Consider the following 19858-nt stretch of genomic DNA (forward strand, 5'->3'; position numbering starts at 1 on the left):
TATTGCATTGAGTATAACCTTAATTTTACATCAAAATAGTATTTATGGAAGAATGTTGCAGTACAAAACCCAAAAAGAAAGAACAGCATACACACGGTCATTCAGAAGGAGACGGGCATGATCACTCTCACGATACAGGAGACAAAACAGCCTTCCAGATGTTTCTTCCTGCCATCATTTCTTTGCTGCTGTTGCTGATAGGAATAGCATTGGATAATTATATAAAAACAGAATGGTTTACAGGCTGGGTACGTTTGGCCTGGTATCTGGCAGCCTATATTCCTGTAGGATTTCCCGTATTAAAAGAAGCCTACGAAAGCATCGTTCAGGGTGATGTCTTTTCTGAATTTTTCCTGATGGGAATTGCCACAGTAGGAGCATTTGCAATAGGGGAATATCCTGAAGGTGTTGCCGTAATGCTTTTCTATTCCGTAGGAGAAGTATTCCAGGGAATGGCCGTTTCAAGAGCCAAAGGAAACATCAAAGCATTGCTGGATCAGCGTCCTGATGAGGTAACGATCATTGAAGGAAGCCAGCCAAAGACCATTAAAGCCAAAGAAACCAAAATAGGCGATGTCATCCAGTTGAAACCCGGTGAAAAACTGGCTCTTGACGGTGAACTGATGACTGAATCAGCTTCATTCAATACCGCAGCGCTCACAGGTGAAAGTAAGCCGGATACAAAAACAAAAGGGGAGGCCGTACTGGCCGGGATGATAAATATGAACAGCATTGCTCTTGTAAAAGTGAATACCGCTTATGAAGACAGCAAGCTGAGTAAAATTCTGGAACTGGTTCAAAATGCCACCGCGCAGAAAGCCCCTACCGAATTATTCATCAGGAAATTTGCAAAAATATACACGCCGATTGTTGTATTTCTTGCCATAGGAATATGTCTTCTGCCGTATTTCTTTGTGAATGATTATCAGTTCAGAGACTGGTTGTACAGAGCCTTGATCTTCCTGGTGATCTCATGTCCTTGTGCGTTGGTGATCTCCATTCCGCTGGGGTATTTCGGAGGAATCGGAGCTGCGAGCAGAAACGGAATTTTGTTTAAAGGAAGTAATTTCTTAGACAGTATCGCAGAAATCCAGAATGTAGTAATGGATAAAACCGGAACCATGACGGAAGGCGTATTCAAAGTACAGGAAGTAAGCATTCAGCCCGAATTTAATAAAGAAGAGATCCTGAAATTGGTCAATACCCTGGAAAGTAAAAGTACACACCCTGTAGCCACAGCAATCCACAATTATGCAGGAGAGATTGATCATGCTCTTCCCCTGGAAAATGTGGAAGAAATTGCGGGACATGGCTTAAAAGCTTCAGTCAATGGAAAAGTATTGCTGGTAGGTAATTTTAAGCTGATGGATAAATTTGGTATCAGCTACGATACCAATCATGCCAATATTGTGTACACGCTTATTGCCATAGCTTATGATCAAAAGTTTGCAGGCTACATCACCATTGCAGACAGTATAAAAAGCGATGCCAAGGAAACCGTTGATAACCTGCACAGAATGGGTGTAAAAGCAACCATGCTCAGCGGTGATAAAACTACCGTTGTCAAATATGTGGCAGACCAACTCGGTATCGACAGTGCTTTTGGAGACCTCTTACCGGAAGACAAAGTCAATAAAGTAAAAGAAATCAAAGCAAAAAATCAAACTGTAGCATTTGTCGGCGATGGCGTGAATGATGCTCCCGTAGTTGCGCTTAGCGACGTAGGAATCGCCATGGGCGGACTAGGAAGCGATGCCACGATTGAAACCGCAGATGTAGTTATCCAGGATGATAAACCCAACAAGATTCCAATGGCCATCAATATTGGTAAACAAACCAAGAAGATCGTTTGGCAGAATATTGTTCTTGCCTTTGCGGTAAAAGCGGTTGTCTTAGCGCTCGGAGCCGGAGGTCTGGCCACCATGTGGGAAGCCGTATTCGCAGATGTGGGAGTAGCAATGCTGGCTATTTTAAATGCAGTGAGAATTCAGAGGATGAAGTTTAACTAGGTTGCATCATAGATTGCAGGTAGCAGGTAAAATGAAAACAAACATACAGTTTCAAACATAAAAATCTGCTTAATCAGCAAAATCAGCGAGATAAAAATAAAGTCTCCGTTATAATTGTAGCGGAGATTTATTTTCTTTTAACTTGGTTCACCGGTTCTCAATCAAAAATAACAATGACATTCATCATAAATAAGGCATAAACCCAATTTGAATAGTATATTTGTACAACAGAACTGATCATTGAGACTTTTTATTTCCATATTCATCATTTTTACCATTGCATTACGTCCCGTTTTGCCATTGGTGAACTATGCCGTGAACTATGATTATATTGTAAAAAACCTTTGTGAAAACAGGAATATTCCTCAGTCAACGTGTAAAGGGAAGTGTTATGTCAGCAAAGAGCTGGCAAAAACGGAAAAGCAGTCCAACAATTCCCAGGTCATCAAAATATCCGGTCTGGATGTTTTTGTTTCCCACGATATCCTTTCATTTTTCGGTCAGAAAGAATCTGATGCTGAAGATAAGGCTATATATTCAGATTATAGTATTGATCATTCTTCGGAGTACTTTTCCAGAATATTCCATCCTCCTTTAGGTTAAATTTTTAACTACCTTTAGTTTTTTCTCAAAGTACCTCGTTTTCTATGGCTGGATATTGTTTTAAAGCAATAGATGGTAGAAACGGTGTTTCTCTTTGTGTTAAAACTAATTCACACATTCATATACTATCAATTTCAATTTACCATTAAAATGAAATCAAAAATTATTCTGACTGCATTGTTGTCAGTTTCATTATTCGCCTGTGGCCAGGAAACGCCTAAAGTAAAGCATAAAAAGAGCACAACATCTTCAAAATCGACTGTTAAGAAAGTAAAATTCGCCAATGCAGAAGATCCCATCTGCCACATGAAAACAGAAGATGATATGAAAGATACGGCAGTCTATAAAAATAAAACGTACGGTTTTTGCAGTAGCCTATGCAAGGACGAATTCAAAAAAAATCCTGAGAAATATGCCCAAAAATAATAAAACCCAAAACGGAACAAAGAGAAAGGTGATTATTCCGATTGCGATTTTCGCTCTTCTGTTTCTGGGAATAGGTGTGGGAATGGGATATTTTAAAAAGAACCTGTATACCGTAATGAAGGTTCCCGATTTTGAACTCACCGACCAGAATAATAAAAAAATCACCAATAAAGATATGCTGGGAAAAGTCTATCTGGTAGAGTTTTTCTTTAGCAGATGTCCTACAATTTGTCCTGTAATGAACCGGAATATGAGATTTATTGAAGATGAGGTAAACAGTCCGGAATTTGGAATCATTTCAATAAGCATTGATCCGGAAAATGATACACCCGCGGCATTGAAAGAACACGCTAAAAGTGTAGGGGCAAAATCCCCGGACTGGCATTTTCTTACCGGAAACAGAGATTATATCGGAAAACTGGCAGACCAGTTCAATATCTACGTAGGAGATAAGGAAGATGACAGCGAAAGCCTTAACCACAGTGGAATGATCGCTCTGGTAGATAAGGAAGGAAATATCCGTTGCAGATACAATAAAGATAAAATGCCGATCCTGTATTACTCCGGACTGAATTATGAAGATCCGGAAGGGAAAACTCCGAAGCTTAACGGGAAATACCATCCGGACCGGGAAATATTGATCGAGGATATTAAGAAATTATTGAAATAGAGTTAGGGAAGGAAGATGGAAGAATGAAGCTGGAAGTTAATGATGAGGGTAATGATTGATGATAGTCATTAATGAAATGATTAGAGACAAATGAATTGAGATTATGGAGTAGAGGAGTCTTAATGCAGAAGCTAATGATTTGGGATACTGAGTGATGAATTCATGCATGCGGATGATTAAAAAGATGAGATGAGGAAGTATAGATGGAGTATAGTCATCCTCAGGCAGAATGAGCTTCCCTCTTCCATCATCCTGCTTCCCTTCTATAAGTATAAAAATATTGTTAAACCATAAAAACAAAACGTTATGAAGATTTTGAAAGTAGCAGCTTTAAGTGCCGTATTTGCCGCACAGTTTGCTTTTGCTCAGTTTAAGCAGACACCGCTTCCTTATGCCTATAATGCACTGGAAGGTTCGATAGATGCACAGACTATGGAAATTCACTATTCAAAGCATGGTGCAGCTTATACTGCTAATTTGAATAAAGCAATTGCGGGTACACCTCAGGAGAAGCAGACCCTTTTCCAGATCCTTTCAGGGGTTTCTAAATTGACTCCGGCAGTGAGAAACAATGCGGGTGGGCATTACAATCACGAGCTTTTCTGGACCGTTCTTACGCCTGTAAAAAATACACAGCCTTCTGAAAAATTAGCTAAAGCAATTACGGAAACTTTCGGAAGCATGGATGCTTTCAAAGAAAAGATCAGTAAAGCGGGGGCAGACCGTTTCGGTTCAGGATGGGCATGGCTTTCTGTGGATAAAAACGGAAAATTATTCGTGTCTTCTACAGCCAATCAGGATAACCCTCTGATGGATGTCGTGGAAGAAAAAGGAACTCCGATCTTAGGAATTGATGTGTGGGAACACGCTTATTACCTGAAATATCAGAACAAGAGAGCAGACTATCTTACTGCCATCTGGAATGTACTGAACTGGAAAGAAGTAAGCAGAAGATATGATGAAGCTGTAAGCAAGAAATAAAGATGAACTTAATTTGCAGCATATTCCTCACTCTTTATATGGTGTTCAGGCCTCTGATCCCACTGATGGAGTATGCTGTAAATTATAATTACATTTCCACGGTTCTCTGTATCAATAAAAGCAAGCCGGAGCTTCACTGTAACGGAAAGTGCTACTTAAGCAAAGAACTTTCGAAGACGGATAATTCCGATTCCTCACCTTTAAATAAAACCAAAAATTCAGGACAGAAAAATCTTGATATCTGTACACTTCCTGAAATTACCTCTGTTCAAAATGCAGAAAAATTTCTATCCGTAAATTTCAATTTCCTTTATGAAACAGTCTATTCTTTTCTGTTTCTGAAACACATTTTCAAACCACCGGTTTTTTTTAAGTTCAATTTTAAACATTACAAAACCACAGAACGCATATAAGGTTCGCTGAAAATTCAGTGTTCTTCTATATAGTTTTCAATACACTTTAAATAATTGAAGCGTCAAAAAACTTTTGTGCCTTTGGTGTGATATTTTTCACCACAAATTGCACAGATTTTCACAAATGTTTATACATATTCGAGATAAAAAATCCTTGATTTTTTTAAAACTTAAGTGATCTTCTTATTCAAAAACATTTCAACTCCAACTAACTAAAGTGTCAAAAAACTTTGTGCCTTTTGTGGTTAAATAAATTGAATGTTAGTTCATTCAAAAGTATTTCTATTTTAAAAATTCAACTTAAAAAATCAAAATGAAAACCTATAAATTTTTATCATTATTCTTTATTACCTTTAGCTTATTCACTTTATCATCATGTCGAAACAGCGATGATGCCGATCCGCAGGATACTGCAACCGGAAACCTGCAGATAAAATTTGAAAACGGATTCAATAACCTGGGGGATATTGTCCTAAACCAGACGGTACAGACTTCTGCTGCCGGGCAGAAACATACTTTCTCCGCTTTGAAATATGTCATCAGCAATATCACACTGATTGACGAAAGCGGAAATGAATTCACATACAATGAAAATAATCCTGATAAAGGTGCTTTTATTATAGATCAGGCAGATGCCGTTGCAGGAGTTGTTTATCTCGATCTGAACGGTATTCCTAAAAACAATTACAAAAAAGTAAAATTCGGACTTGGGATCAGTCAGAAAGCATACCTGCTGGGACAGGACGGGCAGGCAGAATTCTGGACGAAAGCCAAGCAGAAAGGAATGTCGTGGTCATGGGCAGCCGGTTATGTCTTTGTAAAACTGGAAGGAAAATACGGAACTGCTTCTGCAGATACGGAATTCATGAATCACACCGGAAACATGGGAAATGTAACGGCTAATAATACTCCGGATCTTTATCGGGAAATTACGTTGAATCTTCCGACAACCGCCAGAGTAACAGCCCAGGTAAGACCTTCTATCCACATTCTTGCAGATCTTAATCAGTTTCTGAGCGGAAGCAAAACGCTTTCCCTAACTACAGAAAACAATATGATGATGGGTTCAGGCCAGCATCTGGTGGATGTTACCAATAACCTAACTGCGATGTTTAAAGTAGATCATGTTCATAATGATTAGGATTTTATTAAAAACAATACTGCTGGTTATTACTTTTCTGAGCTATTTGTCATGCTCGGATGAGGTCATGCAGCCGCTGGAAAAAGATGAGGTCTATTCACTGCAGTTTCCGTCGTACTTTCCTAAAATGACTTTCGATGAAGCCGGTAATCCGGTCACAAAAAATGGAGTAGAGTTGGGAAGAAATTTATTTTACGAGGGCAGGCTTTCCCGGAACAATACCATATCATGTGGTTTCTGCCATATTCAGGAAAATGCCTTCACGCACCATGGCCATACCGTGAGTCATGGTGTGGACGACAGAATTGGAATCCGTAATGCACCACCCATTCAAAACATGGCATTCCTGAAAAGGTATATGTGGGACGGCGTGATCCATAATCTGAACGAACAGCCGGTCATACCGATCACGGATGCCAATGAAATGGACAGCTCAATGCCAGAAGTAATTTCTAAATTAAAGGATGATCAGAAGTATAAAAAACTCTTCAAGGCAGCTTATGGTGACGAAAACATAACCGGTGAAAGACTATTGAAGGCTCTGTCGCAGTTTATGGTAAGCATGATTTCCGCAGACTCGAAATATGACAGGGTTAAACAGGGAAAAGAAAATTTTACTGCTGAAGAATCTCAGGGATTAGCTCTTTTTAATCAGAAATGTGCTTCCTGCCACAGCGGAGAATTATTTACCGATGAGAGTTTCAGGAATACAGGAATGTACTACAATACCCAGTTCAAAGATGCCGGGCGTTATCGAGTAACCCTTGATCAGGTGGATTGGATGAAATTCCGTGTACCGAGCCTTAGAAATGTAGAATATACCGCACCCTATATGCATGACGGAAGGTTTTACACGCTGGGAGCCGTCCTTAATTTCTATTCAGATAGTGTGGAGGATAATCCCAATCTTGATCCGCAGCTGAAAAATAACGGGCATGTCGGAATTGCGATGGATACACAGGAAAAACAGCTGATCATCGCTTTTTTGAAAACCTTATCTGATAAAAACTTTATTTCTAATCCAAAATTTGCAGAATGAGCATAAAAAAAATAATATTTATACTAAGTGTTACATTATCATGGGTCTGTAAGGCTAAAACGATCAACGACAGTCTGTATATCGCAGATCCGGTAAACAGTATTGTATTTGATGACTGTGATGCGTGCGGCTGTGCAGCAGGAAACGGTTCCTCCGGTTTTGAATCTTTACTGAATCCACAGTTTATCGGGATCAAATATTTTGCCCAGCATTACAAGGCCAAAGAAAACCTTTTTGTAAAAGACCTCACACAGGATCAGTACTTCAATACCCTGCAGGTTTGGGGTAAAATTCCATTGACTGAAAAATTGAGCGTATATGCCAGCCTGCCATTTCATTTTCATGAAAAGAAAACAATGCAGGGCGATATCAACATCAATGGAATCGGTGATATGAACCTGATGGGAATCTACAGGATTATCAATTCTAAAGATAATTTTCATCAGCTTAGTGGTGGTTTGGGAGTAAAAATTCCTTTGGGGAAATTTGATGAAAAAGGAGCTTCGGGAGTCAATCCAAGTTTTCAGCTTGGAACAGGAAGCTGGGACTATCAGGCCGCTTTGAACTATAAATTTCAAAAGAATAAGCTGGCTGTGCTGGTCAACACAGATTACACGGTAAAAACCGAAAATAAGAAGCATTACCATTTCGGAAACCAGTGGAATTATGCCGCAACAGGTTTTTATCAGCTTGCAGCAAATGAAAAGACTATTTTCTCTGCCAAAGCCGGACTTCAGGGCGAAGTCTATGATAAAAACAGACAGTTTGACGAAGTATTGCCCAAAACAGCCGGAAGCGCTTTATATGGAAAACTCGGTTTTGAAGCTTCGTATAAAAAGTTCAGTTTAGGAGGAGAAGTGATGCTGCCTGCCTATTCCAATCTTGCGGCAGGCGATATCGAAGCAAAATCCAGATTCAGTGTATTTATCAATTTTGGAATTTAATGTAGTTGGCTTCGAGAGCCTCAGCCAACAAATGTGGGTTATTCAATATTCATTATAATAGAAAATAAATTGTACACTCGATTATAATTTCTAAAAAACTGGTGGCTGAGGTTCTCGAAGCCACCAGTTTTAATATATCACTTAACAAATCTGATTTTTTCATAGTATTGAGAATTAATCTATTATGCCATTATTGTATATATTAAGTTATTTTCTATCTTTGCCGCAATCTGGTGCGCTGTAAAAAGCACTTAAAAGGGAATCCGGTGAAAATCCGGGACAGACCCGCTGCTGTAAGCTCCACATCAAAGTTTTTGAAGAGTATATCCACTGTTTTTTTAATGGGAAGGATTTCAAAAACGGAGTAAGTCAGAAGACCTGCCAGAAGATAAACGTTTGATGCTTTCGTGGAATAAAGCTTAGGACAACAACGATTCTGTGCAGTGACAGCTGTGCTTTATCTTTGCTATCTTATATCCATTAGCGTCAGCATTATTCTCAATGAGCTAATGGTCAGAAAATGTACTGCTTCACAGTTTAAAAAAAGTGTTATCACATTATTTGTGGCAGCATCTCAACTTCTATTCTCACAATCCCGAGATACGATCCGGGAGAAAACCATTCTTCCAATTCAGCTTTACAAAAAAGATTTTAGAGAAATTCTTCCCGCACAGGTGCTTTCCGGAGAACAGCTTGAAAGGCTGAACAGCCAGTCGGTGGCTGATGCTTTACGGTATTTTTCAGGAGTTCAGATCAAAGATTACGGTGGAATGGGAGGTCTGAAAACGGTGAATATCCGGAGTATGGGAAGCCAGCATGTGGGTGTTTTCTATGACGGTATCCAGCTGGGAAATGTTCAGAACGGAATCGTGGATCTCGGAAAGTTTTCACTGTACGATCTTGAAGCTATTTCTTTATATAACGGCCAGAAAAGTGAAATTTTTCAGCCGGCAAAGGATTTCGGGTCTTCCGGATCTATTTATCTTCAGCCTAAAATCCCTGTTTTTAAAGGAAATCAGACGACTAATTTGACGCTTAAACTGAAATTAGGCTCCATCAGTTTATTCAACCCTTCCTTCCGTCTGGAGCAGAAGCTTTCAGACAGAGTTTCTGTAAGTTTCAGCTCGGAATTTGTGCAGAGTGACGGATTGTATAAGTTTAAATATGAAAAGAAAAATTCTGACGGCTCTGTTGCCAACGATACCATTGCCAGAAGATATGATTCTTATATCCGTGCGAAACGATTTGAAACTGCTTTAAACGGGACCATAAGCGATGGAAACTGGAGTGTGCGCGGTTACGGTTATATTTCCGATCGTGGAGTTCCCACGGCTATTGTTAATAACAATTTCAAACCTAAAGGTCAGCAGATGCTGGATGAAAACTATTTCGTCCAGGCCAGTTTCCGTAAAAAGTTGTTTCCGAAATTTGAAACGCAGGTCAAAGCTAAATTTGCCTACGACTACACCCGGTTTTTAGATACGGTGAATGTGGCAACAACCGTTCTGCCGATTGATAATTCTTATGTTCAGAGAGAGCTCTATTTTTCCAATTCCAATATTTATTCTGTTAATCAGAACTGGGATGTAAGTGCAAGCTTTGACTTTCAGTATAATAATCTGGATGCCAGCCTGAGGGATTTTTCATATCCTACCCGCTATACTTCGCTCGTGTCTTTTGCTACGACCTATCAGTGGAACCGGCTTAAATTTTTAGGAAGCGTTCTTGGGACTTTTGTACATGAAGACGTGAAAATGAATGCAAAATCTCCAGATAAAACCGAATGGACGCCTTCAGCTTTCCTGAGCTATCAGCCTTTTGATTCAAAAGACTTTACCGTTCGGGCTTTCTACAAAAGAGTGTTCAGGATGCCTACTTTCAATGATCTGTACTACACCATGATCGGGAATGTAATGCTGAAACCTGAATATACGAATCAGTACGATGCAGGTTTTACTTACGAGAAACTCTATGACCATAAAGTGTTTAAAGGAATCTATCTGAAAGTGGATGGCTATTATAATGAAGTAGAAAATAAGATTATAGCTGTTCCTACCACCAATCTTTTCAGATGGATGATGGTGAATCTGGGTGAAGTGAAAATCATCGGGGCAGATGTGAATGTCCAGGCTGAATTTGATATTAATAAATTAAAACTGAAACCTTTGGTAAGCTATACCTATCAGCGTGCCGGAGACTATACTGACAGAAGTGACGACTATTATGGCGACCAGATCTCTTATGTGCCATGGCATGCCCTGACCTTTACCATGATGGCAGACTATAAAGACTGGAGTTTCAATTACAGTTTCATGTACACCGGAGAACGATATGACGCCCAGCTGAATAATATCCGGGCCAATTATCTGCAGCCGTGGTATACCCATGACTTATCCGTTCAGAAAAAATTCAACTGGCATTCTCATCAGATTAAAGCCGGTTTTGAGGTCAATAACCTCCTTAATCAATACTATGACGTGGTAAGGAATTATCCGATGCCCGGAAGAAATTTTAAACTTATTGTAAGCTTTACATTATGAAAAAACTAAATTTTTGCCTGCTGGCTTTTACTCTTTTCTTTCTGTTCTCGTGCAGGACAGATGACAATATAGTTCCCTCGGAGACAAAAGAGGTAAGCACCGGAGAAGATACTCCTATTAAAGGTTTTTATCTTCTGAACGAAGGAAATATGGGCAGCAATAAATGTACACTCGATTATTTCGATTATGCCACAGGAACGTACCGCAAAAATATTTATGGGGAAACCAATGCTTCTGTGGTCAAAGAGCTGGGTGATGTGGGAAATCATATCATGATCTACGGAAGCAAAATGTATGTGGTGGTGAATGTTTCCAATAAAATTGAAGTGCTGGAAGCAAAAACAGCCAAGCGGATCAAAACGATACAGCTCCAGAACTGCCGTTATCTGGCTTTTAAAGGCAATAAAGTTTATGCCAGCAGCTATGCAGGTCCGGTTGAACTGAATCCGAACTCTCCACCGGGAAAAGTAGTTGAAATTGATACCACATCACTGAACATTGAAAGACAGGTGGTGGTTGGATATCAGCCGGAAGAAATAGAAGTGATGGGCGATCAGCTTTTTGTGGCCAATTCCGGGGGGTATATGTTCCCGGATTATGATAAAACCGTTTCCGTCATTGATCTGAATAGCTTTACTCAAACCAAGAAAATTGATGTAGCTATTAATCTTCACCGTATTAAAAAAGATAATTACGGAGATTTATATGTAAGCTCCAGAGGGGATTATTACAACATCCCATCCAGTCTTTTCCTGGTTGATGCTGCTACCGGAACTGTGAAAAAAGATTTTCACGTCGCTGTCAGCGGAATGACCATTGTGAATGACAAGTTGTATTATTATGGAAATGAATTTAATTACAATACTCATTCTTACGTCAAGACCTTCGGAATTATCGATGTAAAGACAGAGCAGGTAATTTCCAATAAAATTATTGACCAGCAGTATGTGGATGAGATTAAAGCTCCTTACGGAATTGCTGTAAACCCTTATACAGGCGACATTTATCTGACGGATGCGAAAAACTATGTGACCACCGGATATGTATACTGTTTCGACAAGACCGGGAAATTCAAGTGGAAAACCGAAGGCGGAAATATCCCTGCCCATTTTGCTTTTTTATATAAATAATCTGATTAGAAAAAATGGAAAGAAAAACCAGAACTATTTTAAAAATTACCTTTCTCTCTTCCGTTCTTTTGGGAACGGCAGCCTGTAAAAGCGACAGTGAAGAAGTAGGGGAAGAAGTGACTTTTCCTACGGAAGTTCTTAAAGAATCTTATAGCATAGACAGGCTTAAGCTTTTGAATATAGATCCGAAAATTGAAGGCAAGCTTACCTGGAGCATTAATGATTCTATTATTTCTGATCATCTGCAGCTGGACTTTGTGAGCCCTGTTGTAAAAACTTACCCTTTGACATTAAGGGTAGAAGTAAAAGGTGCTGTGAAAACCTACAAATCTTCGATTATTGTTAATAAAGAGTTGATCCCTTACAGCAAATACATTGCAGATGTTTTCGAATTCCGTCCTGCTGTTGGCCAGTTTACCAATGATAATCCTACATACACAGCCGGAAATACCGAGGCTGATATGATTAAAAAAGCCAAAGAATTATTGGTAGGTGGCAATTCTATGATGATTACACTTGGCGGTTTTGGTGGTTATGTTGCTTTTGGCTTTGACCATACGATTCCCAACCTTGAAGGGAGAGATTTCAAAATTTTGGGTAATGCTTTTTGGGGAAATAACGCCAATGCAACCAGAACAGGATCCTGCGAACCCGGTATCATCATGGTGGGCTACGATAAAAATAAAAATGGAAAGCCTGATGAAGATGAATGGTACGAAATCGCCGGCAGCGAATATTTTAAAAATACAACAACTAAGAATTACAGCATAACCTACTTCAAGCCCAACGAAACTAAGCCTCCTGTTCCCGGAAGTGAACTTTGGCAGACTGATGTGGAGTATATCAAATGGCAGGATAATATTGGGAATTCAGGATTTAAAACCAAAAATACCTTCCATTCACAAAGCTATTATCCTTTATGGTTGTCAGGCACTTCTTATAACCTGACAGGAACCAGACTTAAGGATAATTATTATGACCAAAGCGGAGTTGGAAATTATTGGGTAGGAACATCTTATGAGTACGGTTATGCCGATAATGCTCCGAATACTGATGAAGCTTCTAATATTGATATTTCCTGGGCTGTAGACAAGAACGGGAACTATGTAAAGCTGCCTGGTATTGATTTTATTAAAGTATACACCGGTATCAATCAGGAAGCGGGCTGGCTTGGAGAAGTCTCTACTGAAGTAGGAGGTGCCTATGATCTGCATTTTAAATAAGAAACAAAATTTAATATATAATTCAAAAAAATGAAAAAGTTTTACCTTTTGGCCATGCTCTTTTTATTTGCGCTCTTTACAAATGCGCAGGTAAAAGTGCAGGGTGTGCCCCGAAATGATATTCAGGGCAACAGCAATCAGCTGAATACGACAGTAACCACTAACATCAATTTCTCCGATATCCAGTATTGGGTGGGAAGTGGTACCAATGAAGCCGCCTTCGTGGTTCAGTGGAACGACAGCAAAAATCCTGATGCTTTGGTATGGGGTTTCAGATGGAACGGAAATGCTACCGGAGAAGATATGCTGAAAGCCATAGCAAAGGCAGATCACAGATTTTTCACATTGTTTTACCCGGGAACACAGTTCGGAACAGCCATCGGAGGAATGGGTTTTGACCTTAATGGACAAAATACCAATGCACTTTATAAAAATGGCAATACAACCTATCCTCTTTACCCTGTAAATGGGATTGTAAACACGGGTGCGTATGATTTTGATGATTTTACTGCTGCAGATGCCGGAGATCATTGGGGATCGGGATGGTATAACAGCTATTGGTCTTATTGGGTGAAAGATCCTGCAGATCCTGATTTTGGATATTCAGGAGTGGGGGCTTCTTCACGTGTGCTTCAGAATGGATCATGGGATGTATGGAATTTTAATCCTGGAATGAATTCTTTTCCTATTTCTTCAACCTTGACACCGGTATCTGCTTATGTGGCTTCTGCTAATTTTACTGACGGCTACTTTATGGTCAATGAAGAATGGTACGGTCATACTAACGGGTCTGTAAATTTCATTGGTAATAACGGACAGATCAATTACCGTGTCTACAGCAATGCGAATAATAATCATGCCTTTGGAGCTACAACTCAGTATGGGACAATCTACGGAGATAAATTCTATTTTATTTCAAAGCAGGCTGCAGACGGTGGCGACACTCAATATACTCCGGGAGGAAGGCTTGTTGTAGCCAATGCACAGACAATGCAGAAAATTGCAGGATTTAACAATATCGGGGGCGGCGACGGAAGATCATTTGTTGGGGTTAATGAAAATAAAGGATACATCGGAGCTTCAAACGGTATTTTTGTATTTGACATCGCGAATATGCAGGTTGGAAGTGCAATAGCCGGAACAGGCGGTGGCGGCCAATATGCCGGGCAGATCGGAAATATGATCCGTTCTTCTAAATATGTATTTGCCGTGAAGCAGTCTGCAGGAATTTTAGTCATTGATCCTGCAACCGATACGCTGATTAGTACGATTCCGGGAGCTTTCCATTCTATTGTTCAGGCAAAAGACGGAAGTATCTGGGCTATCCAGGATCAGAAAGTGGTGAATATTCATCCAACTACTTTTGTTACCACTTCATATACTATTCCTACCACGAAGTATTTAGGATCCTGGGGAGCATGGAATGCAGGAAGCTTTTCAGCGAGCAGCAAACAGAATGTTTTATACTGGATCAATTCAGTTAATAGCTTTGTTTCAGGAACACAGATTGTAAAGTTTGACGTTGCGACCAAGACATTCAACGAAAATTTCGCAACAATTCCTGGTCAGACAGGTACATATAAGCAGATTCCATACGGAGCCGGACTTCGTGTGAACCCAACCACTGATGAATTAATTCTTAACACAACTGAAAGTGGTTTTGGTGCGCATTATCAGAAAAACTGGATCCATACTATTGGCGTTAACGGAGCCATTACCAATACAAAAACACTTAATGACTATTATTGGTTCCCGGCTATGGCGGTATTCCCGGATAATACGCTTCCTATGGTGAGCAGTACATTTCCGTCGCAGGTTAATGTGAATAATGCCTCTGTAATTGACCTTAAAACAGTAGTTTCTGATGAGGATAATCTTTCATCTGCCATTGTAAAGTCAATTAAGTCAAATTCTAATCCTGCAGCAGTTTCCGCAGTGATTAATGCCAATGATGAACTGGTTCTAACTCCTGTTGCTTCAGGAACAGCAGATATTAAAATCAGCTTTAATTCAAACGGAAAAGTAGTGGAAAAAATACTTACGGTTAACAGTACAACTTCTACGTTGGCTACTGCTGAAGTGAAGAAAATAGAATTCAGTATTTACCCGAATCCGGTAACAGATATTTTGATTCTTAAAACTCAGGAAAAGATATTGAATGTTACTATTTATGATGTCTCCGGTAAAATGGTAAATGCACAGCTGAATAATAGTCAGATCAATGTAAGTACACTTCCGAACGGAGTGTATATTCTAAAGGCTGTAACCGATAAAGCAGTATACCAGCAGAAGCTGATCAAAAAATAACCATCACAGTCTATATATTTCAATGAATCGGCGGCCCATTCGGGCCGCCGATTTTTAGATTTAAAACAGATTTAAAACAGATTCCGGCAGGCTTTTAGCCTGCCGGAATCCTTAATATGTATTATTATTTAATTATTGATTCTGATCTTACGGGAATAAGTTTTTTTGTCTTTCGTTTCTACCGTCAGGATATAAATTCCTTCAGGCTGTGGAGAAGAAAGTTCAAAAGTTTTGGAAGTAAGGGTAGAGCGGTGTACTTCTTTTCCGGAAGTATTTCTTAGGGTAACTTCAGAGCCTTCCAATGGAACGGTACCACTCAGTGTAATCTGTCCGGCTTTGCTGTAAGCCATAATGGAAGCAAGCGGATCCTGGTAAGCATAATACACTCTGAATCCGCCACCCAGGCTTAGAACACCACCACTCAGTCTTATTTTAACGGCGTTGTAGGAGCTCACGGGAACAAATTCAATAGTTGCTCTGGAAGGATTGTCCGAGAGCTTCAGTAAGTTTCCGGTTATCATTTGGCTGTCATTGTTGTCTGTTGTTCCGCTCATCGTTTCTATGTATATGCCACTTAATAGCTGAACAGTCAGAGGAATGTTGTTGGTTCCGATACCAATTACTAATTTAGTGTTGGTTCTCACTTCAGGAAACCTCAGGGTCTGTTCAACACCTCCCAATAAAACGGTACCCATAACCATGGTAGAATAGTTGTCCTCGTTGTCTCCAACGGCATTCAGCGGATTTTGTACGGCACATCCCAGACATACTCCATACACATTGGAGAGTTGGTCATGGGCATAGATTCTGTTTTGCGCCTTTGTATTGCCCGATTGGAATAAAAAAACTGAAAATAATGCGGCCTGAAAAAGGCGTCCCTTTGAAATTAAATTAGATTTCATGCTATAAAGATTTTGGTTAATGTTTTATCCAAATTTAAGCATAAAAGTGTAGGTGAACAACATTATTTCTATTTAATGTGAATTATGTAATCTTAGATACTTCAGCAAAGATTTTATCAGAATTATCTCTTAATTCCTCAATCTTATTTCCACAGAAATTATTTTTTTCGGCCTTTTATATTCGGCAGAAACGCAGTGATTATGCCCATAAGAGGTAAGAAAGCACAGATTTTAAATACATACTCAATGCTGGTATCATCTGCCAAAGCCCCCAGTACAGCAGAGCCTATTCCGCCCATCCCAAACATAAAGCCAAAAAACAATCCTGCTACCAATCCAATTTTGTTGGGCAGAAGGTCTGTAGCATATACCAAAATTGCAGAAAAAGCTGAAGCAATAATTAACCCGATTAAAATGGCAAATACCACAGTCCATAACAACGGGAGATACGGAAGACAGAGAGTGAAAGGTGCTGCACCAAGTATGGAGATCCATATGATTTTCTTTCTTCCATACTTATCACCCAATCTTCCCCCTAAAATGGTTCCGATAGCTACCGCTGCAAGAAACATAAATAAATACAGCTGAGAATCTTTTACAGAAACATGAAATTTATCAATGAGAAAAAACGTAAAATAATTAGTCATGGATGCCAGATAAATGTACTTGGAAAAAACCAATGCCAGCAGAACACTAATAGAAAATATAACTTTTTTACGGGACAGTTCTACAGTTATGATATTACTGGAATGCTGCGCTGTTTTTTTTAGAGATAATCTTTCCGCATACCAGTTCCCAATTCTCCACAGTACTATAATTCCTATAAAGGCAGCTATAGCAAAAAGGCTTACATAGTGCTGCCCCAGGGGAAGCACAACTAAAGCGACCAATAGAGGACCAATAGCACTCCCTGAGTTTCCTCCTACCTGGAAAATAGATTGGGCAAGTCCCTTCTGCCCGCCAGATGCCAATTGAGCAACCCGGGAAGCCTCAGGATGAAAAATGGAAGATCCCATTCCGATTAATGCAACTGATATCAGAATCATATAATACTGATGTGCTGCAGCCAAAAGTAATAGTCCGGCCATAGATAATCCCATTCCTATAGCTAAAGATCTCGGGTTGGGCTTTTTATCCGTATAAATTCCAACGAAAGGCTGTAAAATGGATGCAGTAAGCTGAAATACCAATGTAATAATACCAATCTGAGAAAAAGACAGGCTAAATTTACCTTTTAGAATAGGGTATAATGAAGGAATTGTAGATTGTATGAGATCATTTAAAAAATGAGAAAAGCTGATCATAAATAAGATCGGGTAAACAATTTTATTGGTGTCAATTGTTTTTGTTTGAAGATTTTCCATGAATTATAATTTGTATTCATCATATCATCTGATGAATTTTGTTAAAAATTTATTTTAATATACTCTGTCGACGATCAGTTGTGCAATACGGGCTGCAGTTTCAGAATCTTTATTTTCAATAGACTTATAAAGGTCCGCATGTATTTTCTGTGAGATTTTGAAAGAGTCTGTATTGTTTTTATGACTGCTTTCAAAAGTTCTGAGAATATGCTTACTTGCAATTCTGTAAATTTCTTTCAAAAGAGTATTGCCACAGGCTTCAGCAATAGAGATATGAAAATTAATATCAGCCTGGTAGCATTCCAGTGCCTGGTTTTTCTTCGCAAACTGGTCTCTGAGATCCAGATACATTTTAATCGTCTCTAGTTCCTTTTCACTTCGGCTGGCAGCTGCTTTTGCCGCTATCTTTGAATCTAAGAGAGAACGTACCTCATACACTTCGTTTAATTCCGAATTATTGATCTGATCTTCCAGTGATTCCTGGATATTTTTAGAAGTCACAAAAGTTCCCACACCTTGCTGTACACTTAGAACCCCTTTTATCGATAAAATTTTTATAGCCTCACGGATGCTGGAACGGCCGACGCCATATATTTTCATCAGTTCCGGTTCAATCGGAAGTTTATCACCAACAGCGTATTCTTCATTGGTAATCCCCTGAATTAATCTTTCTGCGACCTCCTGAGCTAATGTTTTCCTTTGAATCTGCATATACATCTTATCATCTGATGAATGCAAAGGTAGGTAAAAAATAATAAGATTTGCACTATTTTATTGTTAATGTAAAAATCTCCTGATAATAGAGTGGGAGTTGTGTGACGGAAATTATTAAAGGAATAAAAATAAAAGAGAGATTCTAAATATTAGAATCTCTCTTTTAGTAGCCCGTAGGGGAAATACTTTTTAGAAAATTTGAGCATAAATTTTCAGAGAATACTTAGAAAAATCAAAGATTCTTTGATTCTGATTTCCTTTGTTTGACCTCCTCCTCATACTTGTATTCGGAAGATTTTCGTAAATGTTTACAATGTTTGTTAAAATCTGTTAAAAATCCGATTCTTTTTTTGAACATCTGTTATAAAGCTGATATACAAAAATTATAAGTATGACAATAAAAGTTAGAGAGATTGAATTGAAAGGCAACCAGATTGGAATTCAATTGGACATTCACAAGAATGGGACACGAAAAAAGAAAATGCTGGATATTAGATACTACAAATATCCAAAAACTCCTCTTGAAAGGGAAATCAATAAGGAGAGGAAAGAAATAGTCAAAAAAATTGTAGCAAACATCGAACTAAGGGGAGTTGATGATTTGTATGAGAAAGGCTATCAAACAGAAAAAGATTTTTTTGAATACTGTGATGAATTTATTGAAAGAAAAGCTCAACATAGTGAGATGCGTACATTTAAGTCAATGATTGCAAAGCTCAAAACTTTCTGGAAAAAGAAAAAATTGCCTTGTTCTGAAATTGATGAAGAATTTTTAATTTCTTTTAAGGATTATTTGGATGCAACATTGAACGGTAGTACTCCATTCAATTATTTTAAAAAGTTGAAAAGAATTATCAAGGAGGCTACAATTTCCAAGTATTTCAAAACAAATCCTGCTTTAAATATAAAAAACTCAAAAGGAATTTCAGCTGAAAAAGATATTCTCACATCGGAGGAAGCATTTTTATTGTCTATTACAGAGTGTTCCAACTCAAATGTTAAAAGAGCCTTTCTTTTCAGTTGCTTGACAGGTCTACGTTATTGTGATGTCAAGATACTCAAATGGAGCAATATCAATAATGAAAACATTCTTTCAATCGTTCAGGTCAAAACAAAGGAAAAGGAGGTCATGCCTCTTCACGACAATGCTATTAAGCTCTTGGGAGAAAGAGAGCAGGGGAAATCTCTTGTTTTTGATTTGCCTTCCCATACAGGCTGTTTGGGTATTTTGAAGAAATGGGTTGAAAAAGCTGAAATTGATAAACACATCACTTGGCATTGTGCCAGACATACTTTTGCTACGTCTTTGGTTTTTGCAGATGTTGGAATCAATATGGTTTCATCGCTTTTAGGTCATAAAGATTTGAGGCAAACTCAAATCTATGTCAGAACCGCTGAGCTTTCAAAAACCAAAGCCATCAATAAATTACCAAACATATTAGCAGATTAAAT

General features: G+C 38.8%; 17 protein-coding genes and 1 riboswitch. Of the genes, 14 read left to right on the plus strand and 3 right to left on the minus strand.

What is annotated here, in order from left to right:
• The first annotated feature begins 44 nt into the window (after positions 1 to 44).
• From AC4IFE_RS04145 to AC4IFE_RS04205, 13 genes are all read left to right on the plus strand, one after another.
• Positions 45 to 2009, plus strand: coding sequence for a heavy metal translocating P-type ATPase (locus tag AC4IFE_RS04145; protein WP_490755130.1), 1965 nt, complete (start codon positions 45 to 47; stop codon positions 2007 to 2009).
• Positions 2010 to 2249: 240 nt separating this feature from the next.
• Positions 2250 to 2612, plus strand: a complete 363-nt coding sequence (locus tag AC4IFE_RS04150) for a hypothetical protein (protein WP_490755131.1) — start codon at positions 2250 to 2252, stop codon at positions 2610 to 2612.
• 150 nt (positions 2613 to 2762) lie between these two features.
• Positions 2763 to 3038, plus strand: a complete 276-nt coding sequence (locus AC4IFE_RS04155) for a YHS domain-containing protein (RefSeq protein ID WP_490755132.1) — start codon at positions 2763 to 2765, stop codon at positions 3036 to 3038.
• Complete coding sequence (locus AC4IFE_RS04160) at positions 3025 to 3708, plus strand: SCO family protein (RefSeq protein WP_490755133.1); 684 nt, start codon at positions 3025 to 3027, stop codon at positions 3706 to 3708. The genes AC4IFE_RS04155 and AC4IFE_RS04160 overlap by 14 nt, the downstream gene beginning before the upstream one ends.
• A gap of 306 nt (positions 3709 to 4014) precedes the next feature.
• Positions 4015 to 4689, plus strand: a complete 675-nt coding sequence (locus tag AC4IFE_RS04165; protein WP_490755135.1) for a superoxide dismutase — start codon at positions 4015 to 4017, stop codon at positions 4687 to 4689.
• A gap of 2 nt (positions 4690 to 4691) precedes the next feature.
• Positions 4692 to 5102, plus strand: coding sequence for a hypothetical protein (locus tag AC4IFE_RS04170; RefSeq protein WP_490755136.1), 411 nt, complete (start codon positions 4692 to 4694; stop codon positions 5100 to 5102).
• 313 nt (positions 5103 to 5415) lie between these two features.
• Positions 5416 to 6243 carry an MbnP family protein gene (locus tag AC4IFE_RS04175; protein WP_490755138.1) on the plus strand — a complete coding sequence of 276 codons (828 nt, stop codon included), beginning with the start codon at positions 5416 to 5418 and terminating at the stop codon, positions 6241 to 6243.
• Positions 6236 to 7282, plus strand: coding sequence for a cytochrome-c peroxidase (locus AC4IFE_RS04180; protein ID WP_490755139.1), 1047 nt, complete (start codon positions 6236 to 6238; stop codon positions 7280 to 7282). Before AC4IFE_RS04175 ends, AC4IFE_RS04180 begins: the two co-directional genes overlap by 8 nt.
• Entirely contained in the window at positions 7279 to 8226 is a 948-nt protein-coding gene (locus AC4IFE_RS04185; RefSeq protein WP_490755141.1) for a transporter, read from the plus strand. Before AC4IFE_RS04180 ends, AC4IFE_RS04185 begins: the two co-directional genes overlap by 4 nt.
• 214 nt (positions 8227 to 8440) lie before the next feature.
• A riboswitch (cobalamin riboswitch) is annotated at positions 8441 to 8626 on the plus strand.
• Positions 8627 to 8735: 109 nt separating this feature from the next.
• Complete coding sequence (locus AC4IFE_RS04190) at positions 8736 to 10766, plus strand: TonB-dependent receptor (protein WP_490755142.1); 2031 nt, start codon at positions 8736 to 8738, stop codon at positions 10764 to 10766.
• Positions 10763 to 11896, plus strand: a complete 1134-nt coding sequence (locus tag AC4IFE_RS04195; RefSeq protein WP_490755144.1) for a YncE family protein — start codon at positions 10763 to 10765, stop codon at positions 11894 to 11896. Before AC4IFE_RS04190 ends, AC4IFE_RS04195 begins: the two co-directional genes overlap by 4 nt.
• Before the next feature lie 14 nt (positions 11897 to 11910).
• Positions 11911 to 13119: a cell surface protein gene (locus AC4IFE_RS04200; RefSeq protein WP_490755146.1), complete on the plus strand. Its 1209-nt coding sequence runs from the start codon at positions 11911 to 11913 to the stop codon at positions 13117 to 13119.
• Between the two features lie 30 nt (positions 13120 to 13149).
• Positions 13150 to 15426, plus strand: coding sequence for a DUF5074 domain-containing protein (locus tag AC4IFE_RS04205; protein WP_490755148.1), 2277 nt, complete (start codon positions 13150 to 13152; stop codon positions 15424 to 15426).
• A gap of 128 nt (positions 15427 to 15554) precedes the next feature.
• On the opposite strand, the gene AC4IFE_RS04210 is transcribed toward AC4IFE_RS04205, so the two are convergent.
• The 3 genes from AC4IFE_RS04210 to AC4IFE_RS04220 all read right to left on the minus strand — a co-directional run bounded on the left by AC4IFE_RS04210 (position 15555) and on the right by AC4IFE_RS04220 (position 18403).
• A complete protein-coding gene (locus AC4IFE_RS04210) occupies positions 15555 to 16328 on the minus strand; it encodes a T9SS type A sorting domain-containing protein (protein ID WP_490755150.1) in 774 nt (257 codons plus the stop codon).
• Between the two features lie 158 nt (positions 16329 to 16486).
• Complete coding sequence (locus tag AC4IFE_RS04215) at positions 16487 to 17692, minus strand: MFS transporter (RefSeq protein WP_490755151.1); 1206 nt, start codon at positions 17690 to 17692, stop codon at positions 16487 to 16489.
• Between the two features lie 54 nt (positions 17693 to 17746).
• Positions 17747 to 18403, minus strand: a complete 657-nt coding sequence (locus AC4IFE_RS04220) for a FadR/GntR family transcriptional regulator (RefSeq protein ID WP_490755153.1) — start codon at positions 18401 to 18403, stop codon at positions 17747 to 17749.
• Between the two features lie 394 nt (positions 18404 to 18797).
• Between AC4IFE_RS04220 and AC4IFE_RS04225 the strand changes: the two genes are divergently transcribed.
• Entirely contained in the window at positions 18798 to 19856 is a 1059-nt protein-coding gene (locus tag AC4IFE_RS04225; protein WP_490755154.1) for a tyrosine-type recombinase/integrase, read from the plus strand.
• Positions 19857 to 19858: the final 2 nt, after the last annotated feature.

It is taken from the genome of Chryseobacterium sp. UF-81, assembly GCF_058245105.1.